General features: G+C 49.5%; 9 protein-coding genes and 1 other annotated feature (1 of these 10 cut by a window edge). Of the genes, 1 reads left to right on the plus strand and 8 read right to left on the minus strand.

The window, feature by feature from the left end:
- Positions 1-3 precede the first annotated feature (3 nt).
- The 7 genes from BLW29_RS07000 to BLW29_RS07030 all read right to left on the minus strand — a co-directional run bounded on the left by BLW29_RS07000 (position 4) and on the right by BLW29_RS07030 (position 12,070).
- Positions 4-3,102 (minus strand): discoidin domain-containing protein, encoded by a 3,099-nt coding sequence (locus BLW29_RS07000; RefSeq protein WP_090977658.1) that lies wholly within the window; start codon positions 3,100-3,102, stop codon positions 4-6.
- Between the two features lie 33 nt (positions 3,103-3,135).
- Entirely contained in the window at positions 3,136-3,954 is an 819-nt protein-coding gene (locus BLW29_RS07005) for a carbohydrate ABC transporter permease (RefSeq protein WP_256208421.1), read from the minus strand.
- The gene (locus BLW29_RS07010; protein ID WP_090977660.1) at positions 3,954-4,832 is read right to left on the minus strand and encodes a carbohydrate ABC transporter permease; all 879 of its coding nucleotides are present in this window, start codon (positions 4,830-4,832) and stop codon (positions 3,954-3,956) included. Before BLW29_RS07010 ends, BLW29_RS07005 begins: the two co-directional genes overlap by 1 nt.
- Before the next feature lie 63 nt (positions 4,833-4,895).
- A complete protein-coding gene (locus tag BLW29_RS07015) occupies positions 4,896-6,284 on the minus strand; it encodes an ABC transporter substrate-binding protein (RefSeq protein ID WP_090977661.1) in 1,389 nt (462 codons plus the stop codon).
- Positions 6,285-6,391: 107 nt separating this feature from the next.
- Complete coding sequence (locus BLW29_RS07020) at positions 6,392-7,993, minus strand: helix-turn-helix domain-containing protein (protein WP_090977662.1); 1,602 nt, start codon at positions 7,991-7,993, stop codon at positions 6,392-6,394.
- Positions 7,986-9,776 (minus strand): sensor histidine kinase, encoded by a 1,791-nt coding sequence (locus BLW29_RS07025; protein WP_090977663.1) that lies wholly within the window; start codon positions 9,774-9,776, stop codon positions 7,986-7,988. The genes BLW29_RS07020 and BLW29_RS07025 overlap by 8 nt, the downstream gene beginning before the upstream one ends.
- 251 nt (positions 9,777-10,027) lie before the next feature.
- Positions 10,028-12,070, minus strand: coding sequence for a beta-galactosidase (locus tag BLW29_RS07030; RefSeq protein ID WP_090977664.1), 2,043 nt, complete (start codon positions 12,068-12,070; stop codon positions 10,028-10,030).
- Between the two features lie 187 nt (positions 12,071-12,257).
- On the opposite strand from BLW29_RS07030, the gene BLW29_RS07035 reads away from it, so the two are divergent.
- The gene (locus tag BLW29_RS07035; protein ID WP_090977665.1) at positions 12,258-13,103 is read left to right on the plus strand and encodes a helix-turn-helix domain-containing protein; all 846 of its coding nucleotides are present in this window, start codon (positions 12,258-12,260) and stop codon (positions 13,101-13,103) included.
- A 71-nt stretch (positions 13,104-13,174) separates the two neighbouring features.
- Here BLW29_RS07035 and BLW29_RS07040 read toward each other — a convergent pair whose 3' ends face one another.
- Positions 13,175-15,046 carry an alanine--tRNA ligase gene (locus tag BLW29_RS07040; protein WP_177186512.1) on the minus strand — a complete coding sequence of 624 codons (1,872 nt, stop codon included), beginning with the start codon at positions 15,044-15,046 and terminating at the stop codon, positions 13,175-13,177.
- Positions 15,047-15,142: 96 nt separating this feature from the next.
- Positions 15,143-15,322 (minus strand) — a binding site (T-box leader) (it continues 64 nt past the right edge of the window).

The following is a 15,322-nucleotide window of genomic DNA, read 5'->3' on the forward strand; positions in this document are numbered from 1 at the left end:
GCTTTACTGATAGATCGTGAAGATTAAATCCGTATCCGTTTGAGGCGACCAGGTCTGCCCACCATCGCCGGAATACTGAGCGATCCCGCCGGCATAAACGTCGCTGCTGTAGCCGAAGCCATATTTGTTATCGGTTGAACCATCATCGAGCGTATTCGGGGATCGCAGAATAAATCCGTACTTCTTCGCCGTATCAAGTCCGCTCAGCCTTGGATAAATCGAATACGGCTGCGGAGATCCCATGAGATTATAAGGCGGAACAGCAGCGGTAAACAGTTTCTTCGCCGGTCTTAAGTTGCTATCGAGCTCCACGATGTCGATATACAAATTGTCTTCCGGTACCTTACTGACGTAACTTTCATAGTAATACACGTCCAACTTAGGCAGAGATCTACTCGTCAGCGTGAAGGTTTGCATCCTCTGCGTTTGCCCGCGGATGTCCGAATAACCCGAGAACGATTCGTTGCTGTCGTCCTGAGCGATGACAGAACCAGTATTGCCCGGAATGTTGTACGCTTCGATTTCGTTAACTGAGCCAAGCCAGTGGCTGGTCTTCATATACAGTCTGATTTTGGAAGTCGTGACCGTCTTGAAGTCCAACTCTCTCCTGTCTCCAAGCGTCAGTCCTTTGGTCAGGTCGACATACTGCGATGCAGCGTCATCCCAATACTGGAGCGCATAAGCCCAAGTTTCATATTCTTGCTTATCGTAACCGTACTCGCTGACAACAACGCGGTTTACACTCACCGGAGCGCCAAAGTTGATTTCAAGCCACTGGTTGCTGAAATCATTATTCGCCGGCCAACCAGCGCTCCAGCGTGTCGCAAGGTTCCCATCTATAATGTTGGAGGCTTCATAACCGGCACCGTAGGAGGTGGATGCCGACGCCGTAACACCTGCCCCGAGCGCTAAGTTGAGAGGCGCTTCCGTGTTACCGCGGGGGCCTTTAGCCGAGATCCGAATGATAATCGACTCGCCCGCTCTCAACATGCGTGAGTAACTGCCGGTGTACGATCCTATCGTTGTCTGGCTGTATAGCTCGGAGAGCGTATAAGCTTTGTCCGCTCTGAGCTCCAGATCCGGGAACGGAACAGTGACCGGCTGGCTGTTATTCATGTCCCAGTTGGAAATGCCGACGAGGATATCTCCGTTCTTGTCCTTCAAATACGTAACCGCAGGCGAATGCTCGCCTTTCAAATAGAAGTTCGTCATGCTCAGCGGTCTTGCCGCTTTGCCCAGACTCGCAACGTCCAGCAGCTCCTTGTTCATGACGAGCCTCTTCATCCGGTCGTCCGAGATGAACGGAATATCGTCGCCTAGCAGCAAATGACCGCCGCCCATTACGATCGCAGTCGTTAGCAGCGTTGCTTGATTCAGCGTCGTTTTCCCGTACACGCCTTGCACGATATTTTCAGGCATCGACATGTCCGCATCGTTAAACGGGTACAACGTACCGTTAGTCCACCACGATGCAGCCGCATTAAACGCTTGGCGTTCAATGCCTGAATAACGGATGCCTGCACCGTCATCGAGACCGATGACCGTATCGCAGCCGGTTCTTCTGCCGTGGGCATATCCCGAAGGCAGCAGCGGTGCGATCGATTCGTCGATGAAGATCTTCTGCCGCGCACCGATAAGCGCATCCCGCATGATTTTCATTCCGATCCGGTAAGCCTGTATCCCGTTCTTGCTTTTGTCGTAGAAGCTGCCTTCGTACATGCCGAAATCAATAAAGTCGAGCTTGACGTAGTCGAAGCCGGGCTCGACATGATTGGTATTCATCAACCACTTCAAATACACCTGTCCGCCCGGATGCGTCGCATCGACAATCGGCGTGTTGAGATAGGACATGACCGGATTGCCGTTCGTATCCTTCAGCGCGATATCGCCGAACGTATAGTTCGTCGTCGGTACAGTGTCAGTCAGCTTATTCCAAATCGCAAAAGGCGCTTCATAGGAGCCGGCTTTCATGCCTTTGCTATGTACATAAGTAACGTAATCCTTCAAATTTCGGATTTGCTCCTGCCCTTTGATTCCCTGATAGCTGGCGTCCAAATTCATATAGGTGTAGCCAAGCGACTTCAGATGCGCAACGAAGTAATCCGTCATGGCATACATCGCATCGGCTGTGGCGTACTGGCTGTAGAAGTTGTACCACGTGTTATAGCCCCTCGGTACATCGCCCTTCCACTGCAGCATCGGCTCTTCGACGGCATACGCTTCCCCGAAAGTCTCAAGGCCCGTCTCATAATTATCAAAATACCCCATAAAGAATGCATCCGACGACACCGAAGTACCGCTCTGCTGTCCGCCGGCATTGTAGATGGAGAAGCCGGTCAGCGGGCCGTTCGGTGCTGCCGCCTGGCCTAGATGCTGCATGCTTTTCCAAGCTTTTGTCGTGGCTGCTCCGGCAACGATGCCGTTCTTCGCCGTATTGTCGAATACTGCAGCAACCCAGTAGCTTGTTCCATTGAACGCACTCCACTGATCCTCTACACCGTAGGGGCGATCATAGCCATTCTGGCTTTTGCCGAAATTGTCCACAGGCGCTACGCCAAAATCATAATTATTCGTATAAGGCGTCGTATAGATCCGTTTGTCCGTGCCCGATCCGATATCGAGATTGTCGGATGCAATCGGCTCCAGCACACTAATCGTTTGGCTTGCCGCATTGCTCACTGTCATGTCGGACAGAAAATAAGGCTGGTCCTCGTACATCGTCAGCCGCAGCGTGATGGTTGAGCCTGAATCGAGTACGCTCTTGATCGTTATGCGCTCGCCATGCTTGCCATATCCGTCATTGCCGATGGCCTCCCACTTCGCCGAACGCGTACCGGGATCGTAGGAATGAATGCGGGAGCTCGTCCCGTAAAGCTCATAATCGGAATAGAAATTGGAGATCAGCGTAGTGCTGCCTTGCTTGAAGCTGCCGCGCCCCGTTGCCAAATCATACGTGAGCGCGATCGCGCCATTGTCAGCGGTTACGACAGATCCCGTCTGTCCTACGGATACTTTGGTTGGTTTAGCCTCCGCAACGTTAATAGGTCCAATCATCGTAAATATGAGCAGCAAAACGAACAATCCCAGATAGCTTCGTTTCATTCTGTACGCCCCTCCCATAATGATGATGCTGAATTATCCTTTAATCGCGCCTGCTGCAATGCCTTTAATAATGAATTTCTGCATGAAGAGGAAGAAGACAATAATCGGAATTAGCCCCATGACGGCATAAGCGAAGGCTAAATTCAAATCGCTGCTGTACTGGCCGAAGAAGTAATACTGCTGCAGCGGAATGGTGCGATAGGCTTTATCCTGCAGATACAGCAGCGGGAGCAGAAAGTCGTTCCAAATATACAGCGCATTCAGCACGACGACGGTAGCAGTGACCGGCTTCAGCAGCGGAAGCACGATGCGGGCAAATATGCCCGGTGTCGTACAGCCGTCGATCCGCGCCGCTTCCTCGATCTCAAGCGAAATGCCCCGAATGAAGCCCGCATAGAACAACACCCCCATCTGAACGCCGAAGCCGCCGTAAATCAAAGCGATTCCCCAGTGGGTATCGATCATATGCGCCATCTTGCCCATCTTATACAGCGGAAGCATGATGACCTGGAATGGTACCATCAGTCCGGAGAGAAACAGCACATAGATGAATTTATAGATGGGTTTATTCCGCCGAGCGATTGAATACCCGGCAAGCGCGGATACGAAGATGATCAACGCTACGGAAATCAGATTGACCCACAGGCTGTTTCGGATCGCGGACGGATACTTCGACGTTTTCCATGCGTGCACGAAATTATCAAGATGCAAGGTTGTCGGCAGCGCGTAGAAGGAATCGAACGTTTCCTTCGCGGACTTCAGCGCCATGAGCAGTGCGACGTACAGCGGAAAAACAAATAGGAGCGCCAGCAAGGCAACCAGTGTAAGGATGATCGCATGCGTCAGTTTCATTACATATCCACCTCCCGTCTTCTAAATATAGTCAGCTGCACGATGGTGACGATGACGAGAATGAGGAAGAACAGCATCGACAATGCCGTACCGTACCCCGCTTTGGCGGAGTTGAAGGAGACATTGTAAATAAACGTCGAGATGACCTGAGTCGAGAAGGCAGGACCGCCGCCGGTCGTCAAGAAGACGAGATCGAACACTTTGAGCGAGCCTGTCAGCACGAGCAGCAAATTAATCGTGACCGAAGGCGCAAGCAGCGGCAGCGTAATATGACGGAAAGCGCCGAACCAGCCGGCCCCGTCAATCCGCGCGCTCTCGGTCAGCTCCCCGGGAATGCCCTGCAAACCGGCGATGTAGATAATCATGGGAGAACCGATTCCTTGCCATAGCGAGATGACGATGAGCGCCGTCATCGCATGATCCGGATTGCCGAGCGGACTTGTCATATCGACGCCGAAATAGCTGAGCAGCTTCGGCAGTCCGTTACTGTAGTTGTAGCTCCAAATATAAGCGGACAGCACCGTGGAGATCGCAACGGGCAAGAAGAAGATCGTGCGGAATACCTTTCTGAATTTCAAATAAGAGTCGAGCAATACGGCAAGCAGCAGCGACACGAGGTTCACAAGCACCGTTACCAGTATCGCGTACTTGAATGTATTGCGAAGCGCCGCCCACAGGTCAGGATCACGCAATGCCTGCGCATAATTGTCCCACCCGATATATTTGGCAGTAGGTGCGACTCCGTCCCAATCCGTGAACGAATATTTCGCGCCGATGACTAACGGGACGATTACCGCAAATGCAAACAGACACAACCCCGGGAGTATAAACAGCACATACCACATCTCGCTGCGGATCGATCGCTTTAAGCTATTCATAGACGAATTCCTTTCCGATAGGTAACGGCATAGGCGCCGCCTATGCCGTCATCTGAGATACATTTATTTATGGTTCTTGGACACCCAATCATCCAGTGCGGTAATGACTTGTTCCGGCGTTTCTTTCTTAAAGAACATTTTTTGGAGATGTTGAATGAGCTGACCGGTCCAGTCGATCGTCGTTTTCGCCATATACGCTTGCGAGTTGTACAGCTGACCGTTGTCGAAGTAAGGCTTTAGATCGTTCAACGCCGGCGCGATGTCGGTCGTTGCGCCTTTTACGTAGCTCAGCGTGTTCGTATTCTTAACCCAAGCGTCTCCGCCTTCTTTGCTCGCCATGAATGCAAGGAATTTCAATGCCGCTTCTTTATGCTGGGATTTGCTTCCGAGCGCAAGCGACGCATCCGGATTAAACTCCAATTTGTTCAAGCTTTCGTCATTGCTGAACGGATACGGGAAGTACCCGATGCCGGTATTGTACAAGTCCGGATTCTTCTTCTGAATATCCGCAAGCGGCCAAGTGCCCATGTACATCATGCCGACATCGCCTTTGGCGAACAGGTCGACGACGTCGTTATAGCCGAGACCGAGCTGGTCCTTGTTGCCGAGATCGAATATTTGCTGAGCATGGTCAAGCGTGGTTTGCATCGCAGGATTGTCAGCGAATTTGGCTCCGCCCGTCTCCAGCTTGTCGAAGAAGTCCGGCTGGTTCACGGCAAGCGCCGTGTTGCTCGGCAAATCGCGGCCGATCCACATGCCGAGCGGCCAGCCATCCTTCCAGCCGAGCGCAAACGGCGTTTTACCCGCTGCTTTGATCTTCTTTGCATTCTCGATCATGTCGTCGAACGTTCTCGGTACTTCAAGATTCAATTCATTGTAGATATTCTTGTTATAGAATACGGCGATAGGTCCGGCGTTCAGCGGCATAATATAGTTCTTGCCGTCCGATGCCTGCGAAGTCAGCACGTCCGCATCGAAATTATTCAGGAATTCCTGTCCGGTCAAATCCTCCACGTAACCGCCGTCTACAAACAATTTGGCTTGCGCTCCGGCATTCAGCGTGAACACGTCCAGAATGTCTCCGCCAGCCAGTTTCGTTTTCAGAATCGTGTAGTAGTCGTCATATTTCACGGGCTGAACATCGACTTTAATGTTCGGATTCGCCGCTTCGAATTGATCGACGATTTTCTGAATGCCGTCCGTCACGTCGCTCTTGAAGTGCATGAACGAAATCGTTACCGGTTCCGTGCTCGCTTCCGTTGCATTAGACGACGCTGTGTTGTTTGCGGCTGTGTTTGAAGCACCCTCGGAAGTGTTCTCCGTTGAAGCGGTATTCGATGCTGCATTTGAAGAGGTATTCGCGGCATTCGACGCATCATTGTTCGCGTTACCGCATGCCGCCAGTGAAAGCATCGCGATGATGGCACTCAGACCGACCAAACTCTTTTTCATGTTCCAGTCCCCTTTTCGTGTATTGTCTGAGGACGTTGTTTCGTCCATGAGTCTATCTTATCGGTCGGTTACTTTTCACGTAATGAATTAATTTGTGTTTGCCATGTTCAATATTTTGTGATTTCCGCTGCTCCGATCACTCCATCCCGATACTCGGAAGGCGTCTGCCCGGTGAACCGCTTGAATACCTGGCTGAAATAACGCTGATTCTCATAACCGACCAGTTCGGATATTTCGTTGATTTTGCTTTCGGACGCTTTCAACAGCTCGCAAGCCTTCTCCATTCGTTTACGGGTGACATATTCGGTGAAGTTCTCGCGCGTGATGCTTTTGAACAGCTTGCTCAAATACGCCGCATCCATATGGAACCGCGTCGCGACATCGATAAGACTGAAATCCTCAAAATAATGCTCGTCCAGGAACAGCGCGATTTCGCGAACCGAGCGAACGTTCTCCGCTTCACCCGCGCTGGCACAATAGGCTTCTATGGCTTGCGAGAGCTGATCGAGGAACGCTTGAAGCTCCTTCACATCCAAGATTCGGGATGCTTCGTCAGCGTCAAGCCACGCGGACTGGGTGGCCTCAATCCCCTTCAATTCCGAAAGCGACAGCTCTATGATCTGCCTCAAATCTCGTTGGATCTGGCGAATCGCAATCGTAGGCTGCCTGCCGACCTTCTGGCCGTAATCGTTCAACAGCCGCTTGAAGTCTTTCGCATTATTCGCTCCGATCGCTTGCCTCATCGATTTGAGATCAAAGGAGCCCAGCAGCTCTAGCGGCGATACCGCTCCCGGGTTTTCAGCCGATGAGAATGCGAACGACTCCTCCAGCAGGCGATTATTGCGGAGCGCATCATTCGCCGCTTGATAAGCGGCAGGCAGCTCTTCGAGCCTTGTATAAGCACGGCTAAGCCCGACTACCACGCCGACGAGCAGCATTCTGCTAACAGCTTCATGATATTCTAGCAATAGCTGCCGAGCCTGTCGTTCATCATAGGAGGCAGCCGGGAAGAGCAGGCATATGCGAGTGCGGTCATCCGATTTATAGACATGCAGCTTGTCTTCCCGCATCACTTCGTACAGAATATTTTCCAGACTGAATAAGAACAGATCCGCGTTACCGTGAAATTTGGTTCGGGACACCTCGTTGAACTGCCTGAACATGCACACAGCCACCCGATAACCGCCGTCCACGGCTATACCGAGCTCTCCTGCCTCCCGCTGAATATCCGCCGTATTCGTAATCCGATGGCTTGTAACAGTTTGCAGAAAGGTCTCCCGCTTGAGATGCCGTGCCTCCTGATTGAACCGCTTCTGCTGTTGAATGCTCATATACGTGTTGCAGGCTTCAATCGCCTTCTGGAAGGCATGCTCAAGATCCGTAACGGAAACCGGCTTTAGTACATATTCGCATGCTTGGTACGTGACAGCCGCCCTCATATATTCAAACTGCGAATACCCGCTAATGACGATGACCTTGATGTCGCCGAACCGATCATGAAGCGCTTCCAAGAATTGTTGGCCATCCAATACCGGCATATGCATGTCGGTCACAACGATATGGGGGCGTCGAATCGGGATCAGCGCAAGCGCCTCTTCACCGTTCCTCGCTTCCGCGATGACCTCGACGTCCAGCGCAAGCTCACTGATCATTCTACTGATTGATTTACGGCTCCACTGCTCATCGTCCACTACCATCACCTTATACATGCTGCATACCTCTATTCCTGTAGGGAATCGTTACCATAACTTCCGTGCCCTCACCTTCGCTGCTTTCGATTCTGAGCCCGTATTCGGTTCCGTAGTACATGCGAATTCTCTCGTTTACGTTCTTCAAGCCGATCGATATGCCGCTGAATACTTCGGTGTTTCTATGCTCCAGAACCGCTCTAAGCCCCGCCAATTGCTGGGCGTCTATACCTGGGCCGTTATCCCGCACCTTAATGATGACCCGATCCGACTGCTGCATCGCTGTTATTTGCAGATGAAGCTGTCTATCCTGCGTTTTGCCCAGTACATGAACAATTGCGTTCTCTACAATCGGTTGAAGGACGAAGCGAATGACGCTGCACTCTAGCAGCGCATGCTCCACATCGAATTCGGTCACGAGCGATTCTTCGAAACGAAGCTGCTGAATATACAGATAATTCTTCAGGTGCACCATTTCCAGGCCGATTGTAGACTCGCTGTTCCCTTCGTAGAAATTGTAACGGAACAGATCACCAAGCGCCCTGCACATTTCATGGATGTCATATTCCCCGACCAATACGGCTTTGCCACCGATCGTTTGGAGAGTATTGTATAGAAAATGCGGGTTGATTTGCATTTGCAGCGCCATGATTTGCGCTTCCTTGTTACGAATGAGCAGCTGATACTCCTGCTCGATCAATTCTTGAATCTTGTTGGTCATGAAATTAAAGTTTCTTGTCAATTCGGACAGATCGTCGCGCCAAGGGCTCGGCTTCAGTGTGACATGGAAATCCCCTTTACGGACAGCCCGCATGGCCTTGCTTAGCGACTGTACCGGCCTCGTTATAAACTGCTGCGCCATCGATGAGAATAACGCAATAATGAGCATCACGAGGGCAAGAGCTCCGACCGTCAGCCACAGCGTATTTTTACGGTTCTGCGCGAGCTCGCTGCTCGAGTATAGGAGCGTAAGCCCGACGTTGCCATTATCAAGTGAAGACGTGCTGATCAAAGCCTGACGGTGGTCCGTGAATTGAAGCTCGCGCTTGCCGTAAGAGGCAAAGTTATCGGAGCGAAAGTAGGTTTGAACTGCGTCACTGAATTGATCGTTCGTGCGATAGAAGGTTTCGCCTTTATCGTTCTGAAGGACAATATTGTTCGGGGATCGATTATAGGTTTCGATTTGTTTCACGAAATCTCTCATTTTCGTATAGAACACTAAAGTCCCGTATTTATTTCGATAGAAAGGGTCATAGATCGTGATGGCATACACGAAAAACCGCTCCCCCTGCTCCTTGTCCAAATAGGTGAACATCAGGGCATGCTGAAACGGCAAATCCAATATTTCATCAGCATGGGGGACGGAATCGTCGAACCGAATCGATTCGTAGCTGGCCGCTCTCGACCATGAATCCCTCAGCTGATTGTCCTGACCGTACATCATGATCTTGATCACATCTTTATTCTTGCTTTGAACGAGGCGATAGTAGCTGTCGAGCGCATCCTTGGTTTGAAAGAAATCCGCATTGTTGTTATTCGCACCAAAGCGCATCAGATTGACCAATTGGTTGAAGCCATAGACCTGCAAGGCAGACGAAGAGAAGCCGCGGAAGAATTGATCCAAGTAATTGGACAGATATTCGGCGTTCTGATCGGCGCTCCTGACCATGGTGCGCTCCAGCGACAGCGAACTTGACCTGTAGAATAGGAAAGATAGGAAGAGCATGGGGATAAGGGAGATGACCACGCTGCTCATGACGAGTTTGGTACGTATGCTCCGGTTGATAAACAGCCGCTTGATCATTCGGGTCTCCTTCGTTATAGCGGGAATATGGCATGCTAATCATGTGCTAGTCGATTATACCATCGCGATTCCACCGCACAATAAAAGAAATCGTGTTGTTTATGTTTAATTTTTTGTCCTTCTAAGTAAACGATTCAGGCGGTGGAAATGAGACAAAGCAAAAAAGGCAAGCATCAGCGATCCGATGCTTGCCTCTTTCTTGTTTACCTTAGAATGTTTCCCTTCTCAAACAATTCCGCGGGGACTCCTTATTACAGCAGCTCCAATATCGTAACGCCATAACCGGGCAGCTCGACAGTACCGTCGATCATTGCGCCTGTAAGAAGGTCCTTCGCAGACTGCTTCACCTGAACGGTCGCCGGCTGCTCGGAATAGTTCAACAGGAATGCATACGAAGCTGAAGCATCCTTGGATGCTCGAATACCGAATTCAACTTCAGCCGGCGCATCAATAAGCGACGATAATCTTAGCTCATCGATGATGGCATCCACAACCGGCTCGCTGTAGGCGGAGCCATAGTACCAGACTTGGCCGTCGCCGACAGAGCGGCGGGTTAAGGCCGGCTCGCCTTTGTAATACTCCGAGGAATAGCGGGCTACAACTTGCGCCTCGGGATTTAGCACACTAATAACCTCGTTAAAGCCTACCGTTGCAGTCCCTCCAGGCAGACGCTCTTCCCAACTCAAAGCAGCCGCTTTCACCAGCCCTTTCACTAGCGTGAAATCTTCGACGTTGATGCCGCACAGCTCGGCAACCGGACCCGGGAAAGGCCGCATGTAGCACTGGCCGCGCTTATCCTTGTAGCCGGTTCGAGCGCCGAAGAACAGCTTGCCGCCCTGCTCCACGTACTGCGTCAACAACGCCGCCGTATCATCCGTCATAATAGCCGCATGCGGATAAACGATGATTTTATACTTGGTCAGCTCCTCTAGTCTCGTATCGTTACGCAAGAATAGCGAGTCAATCGGAATATGCCGATAGTGCAGCTGCTTGAACCAGGAGCGCATGCTCTGCCACTGCAGAGGACCATGCATGACGTCCATCTCCGCATCCCAGTTGTTATCGTAATCTTGCAAATAAGCGATTTCTGCTTGATAAGTCGTTCCCGCGATCAGAGTGCCGATCTTCGCGAATTCACTGCCGACCTGCGCCACTTCACGGACTCTCCGATTCGGCTGATTGTGGTAATCATTGATGCCATGCCAGTAAATCTCGGTGCCGAATGTCGCCGTCCGCCAGCGAAAATAGACGAGAAGATCCGTTCCGTGAAGAACCGACTGGTACGACCATAACCGAATTTGACCGGGTCTAGGCGTACCCATCTCAATCCGGTCATACCAGCCGCCGGGTCCGGACTGCTGCTCCATGACGCAGAAGTTCGGCGAGATGGACCTCACATTCGTCAGATTGATGCTCCATTGACGGTCCAGCATCGGCTTATCCTCATTCCCGTTGTAGAAGACCGTGCTAAACTGCGGGTACGAATCGTACGAGAAGAAATCGAGCAGCTGGTCCGTCATCTCGTGGTTGTTCAGATGGCCGAACAATCCGTTCGTCGTGACCCAGTGCTGTGGCGCCAGTTCGCGGATGATGTCGGCTTGCAGCTTGGCAAACGAGATGACATTATCGCTAATAAATCGTTTCTCATCCAGCGCCAAATGCGGATTGGGCGATTCGGTCTGCGAGAGATGCAGCTGCTCCCAGTCCGTATAGGTTTGGCTCCAGAACACCGTTCCCCAAGCCTTGTTCAGCTCATCAAGCGTACCGTACTTCTCCTTCAGCCATACACGGAAAGCAGCATGATCAGCCTCGGCGTAGAAGACGTTCTTCTCGCAATTGAACTCGTTATCCAGCTGCCAGCCGATAATAGAAGGGTGATCCTTGTAAGCACTCACCATTTCGCGCGTAATTCGCTCACACAGCTCCCGATACTTAGGACTCGAATAGTTGTAGTGGCGGCGCATGCCGTGCTTGATTGGCGTTCCGTCTATCTTGGCATTCAGCACTTCCGGGTATTTATGCGTCAACCATGCCGGCGGCGTTGCTGTCGGCGTGCCGAGAATGACCTTCAAGCCATATTGATGCGCAAGGTCCATCACCCGGTTGAAGAAGCTGAAATCAAACACGCCTTCTTCGCGTTCCATCATCGCCCATGCGAACTCTGCCAAACGAATAACCGTAATATTCATTTCCCGCATGCGCCGGAAATCATCTTCCCACAGTTCCTCCGGCCAATGCTCCGGATAATAACAGACCCCTAACGTTAATTCGTTCATTTGGATCGATTGTCCCATGCCAGCATCCCCCTAACAGATCTCGTAACTCCTTCCATTCTAGTCGACGTGCCAGGTAGAACGATATGACAAAAAGATGCGAACTGTATTAATATATTGTCATACAATGTGTTGCATCTTCCTGTAAATTCTCTAATTAATAATCGATATGTGAAAATATTGCGTTAAAGGAGGTTTCAGATCGCCTGTGAAAGAGCATATCTTCCTGCCGAAGCCGATTTTCCCGAGACATAGCTGCTTCCCCGATTTTGTCGGCGGTTACAGCGATTTCCCCGAGCACGCCGTCAACCGCGAGTATGCGACGAAGGAAAACAATCTCGATCGCTATTACAACCTGCACATTGTTTTGGGCGGCAAAGGCTATTTGCATACGGACAGCATGTCCTATGAGTTGACCAGAGGCCAAGGCTTTCTCTACGGTCCCGGGCTGAGACAAAGCTATCATTCAGACGCTGCTACCCCTTGGGATATCCGATGGGTTCATTTTTTCGGAATCAGGCTGGAGGAATTGCTCGATGGGAAGGGATTGGATGAACCGTGGCTGTTTGACCTGTCCGATCCTGCGCCGATCGAGCCGTTAATCGAGAAGCTGCTGGAGCTGGGCAGAACGTATGAGGTGGATGACGAATATGCGGCGGCCGGAACGTTATACGAGCTGCTTACGAGAATTCAGACGACGGCCAGTCAGCTGAACGTATCTGTTCATCAGGCGACGGACAAGATCCGTGCGGCAGCCAATTATGTGCGCTCCCATTGCAGCCAGCCCTTCACGCTCGAACAGGCTGCATCCATAGCCGGATACAGCCCGCATTATTTCAGCCGGAGGTTTAATCGCACATTCGGCATGTCCTTCTCCGATTTTCTGCTGGAATCCCGGATTTTACAAGCGAAGCGGCTGCTTGCTTCGACCAGCTTATCGATTAAGCTGATCGCGCTCCAAACCGGCTTCTCGCAGACGAGCTATTTCAGCAAATGTTTTCGGGAGATGGAGGGGATGACGCCGGTGCAGTTCAGGGAGATTCATAAGTCCTGAACAGCACGTGCCTAAAATCATTAGTAGCAAATAGCGGCTCCTTCATTAGATGAAATAAAAGTCCCGAGTAATTATTCCTCGGGACTTTTATTAATTACGCCTTTAATCCTTCTAACTCCGGCAGCAGAAGATTGCTCTTTCTTAATATTGAACTTTCCTAAGTTTGTTGTATCTTCTACATGAGGTCCTCCACATACTTCTCGACTCCAAACTTTTCCTTCGTTATCTTTGATTGTATACACCTTGACGATATCCGGATACTTATCCCAAAAATTCCCTTCAACATTACTTTCTTTCGCTTCCATTTTAGGCAGCTCTGAAATAGAGGTAACTGCTTTTGACGAAATCGCATCATTCACATACTTTTCCACCTCAGCTATTTGCTCTGGTGTAAGTTTTTCATCATGGTTGAAGTCAAACCGTAATCGTTCTGAAGTAATATTACTTCCTTGTTGATGAACATGATTACCCAAAACTTCCCTTAAACCAGCAAGTAATAAATGAGATACCGTGTGCAGCGCTGTTGTTTCTGTTGAATGTTCCGCTAATCCGCCTTTAAATTTACCCGCAGAAGCAGTTCTGCTCTTTTCAGCATGTTTCTTTGCCGCCTCTATATAAGACGCCTTGTCCTCCATGCTGTATCCACTTTCTGTTAGGAACTCTTCCGTCAACTCCAAGGGAAACCCATATGTTTCGTAAAAATAAAAGGCATCTGCGCCTGTAACTTTACCCTTATTCTTAAGATGTTTTTGTATTTCAACTTCTCCTTGCAGTAACGTTCTATAGAAAAGATTCTCTTCCTTATTTACGATTTCGATCACTTTCTGTTTATTCCCGATCAAATCTTCATAAGCCGTTGCTTCATCTATATAAACTTCAGACAACTCACCTACAAAACTTCCTTGTATACCGATTTTTTTACCTGCACGGATCGCTCTTCTTAATAACCTTCTTGTTATATACCCTGCATCACTATTAGCTGGCTCCGCACCATCATTAATTAGAAAAGTAGCCGCTCTCACATGATCAAGTATGATTCTAAACGACTTTAAATCTTCCGTATATTGTTTACCACTTAACTCCATCAATTTATTCTTAGGGTTAAGGAAGAAAGCCGTATTATAAATATCCTTGTCACCATTAAGGGCAGTTGCAACCCTTTCTAATCCGCCTCCATAATCAATATTTGGATTTTGCATTTTTACAAATCCTGTGCCTTCTTTTTTGTAACACATAAATACGTTGTTCCCAATTTCTAGAAACCTCTCACTTTCAGAAGCTGGATGATCCAGTGGATCACCGTCTGGTTCAAGATCATAGAACATCTCACTATCAGGCCCACCCGGTTCACCGACAGGCATATCCAATGGACTTCCGGCTCGGCTCCACCAATTTTCTTTTTCATCGTATAAGAATATTTTTCCACCTCTAGATGCCCCATATTGATAGGGATCATCTTCGATGATCGGTTCGATCCCAACTGATTTAAATTTTTCTGACCAGATTTGAATGGCTTCCGTATCTTTCTGTATATTCAAATCATCACTTCCTATAAAAGCACTGATATACAGCCGGCCAGGATCAATTCCTAATTCGATAATATGCCAATTCCAAATAGCATCGATTTGCTTTTTCTTATAGTTATTTTCATTTGCTTTAAATTCCCATCGACCTATCATTTCAAAAAATGTCAGATGCGACGTATCTCCTACTTCATCAATATCCACTGTCCTTAAACACTTCTGAATATTAATAATCTCATTGCCTATAGGATGCTTTTCCCCCAATAAATAGGGAACCATAGGCTGCATTCCACTTCCTGTAAATAACGTTGAGGGATCATTTTCTGGTAACAAGCTGGAAGAGGGCACTTGGCTAGCCCCTATTCCTTTCATAAAAGCAAGATATGATCTTCTTAACTCATCCGGTGTCATTTTCACCATGCTCAATACCTCCATTTGAATTGTTATTTATTATGGAAAAATCCAAACCAATAGAAATAAAAGCAAAAAAGCCCTAAGCTGACATATTTCTTGTCAACTTAGGGCGAACTATTATGTCCGTGTTACCACCTAAATTCAGATTTCTCTGCACTCTATCAATACGGGATATCTCCGATATTGTTTCCTGAGTAACGGTGGAACTCCGTTGAAGCCTACTAAGATTTCTCTGTTCGGTTCACAGCTCCGAGACTGCTTCACTATTAGATCACTGAAGAT

It is taken from the genome of Paenibacillus sp. CF384, assembly GCF_900106745.1.
In the GTDB taxonomy this organism is placed as follows: domain Bacteria; phylum Bacillota; class Bacilli; order Paenibacillales; family Paenibacillaceae; genus Paenibacillus_Z.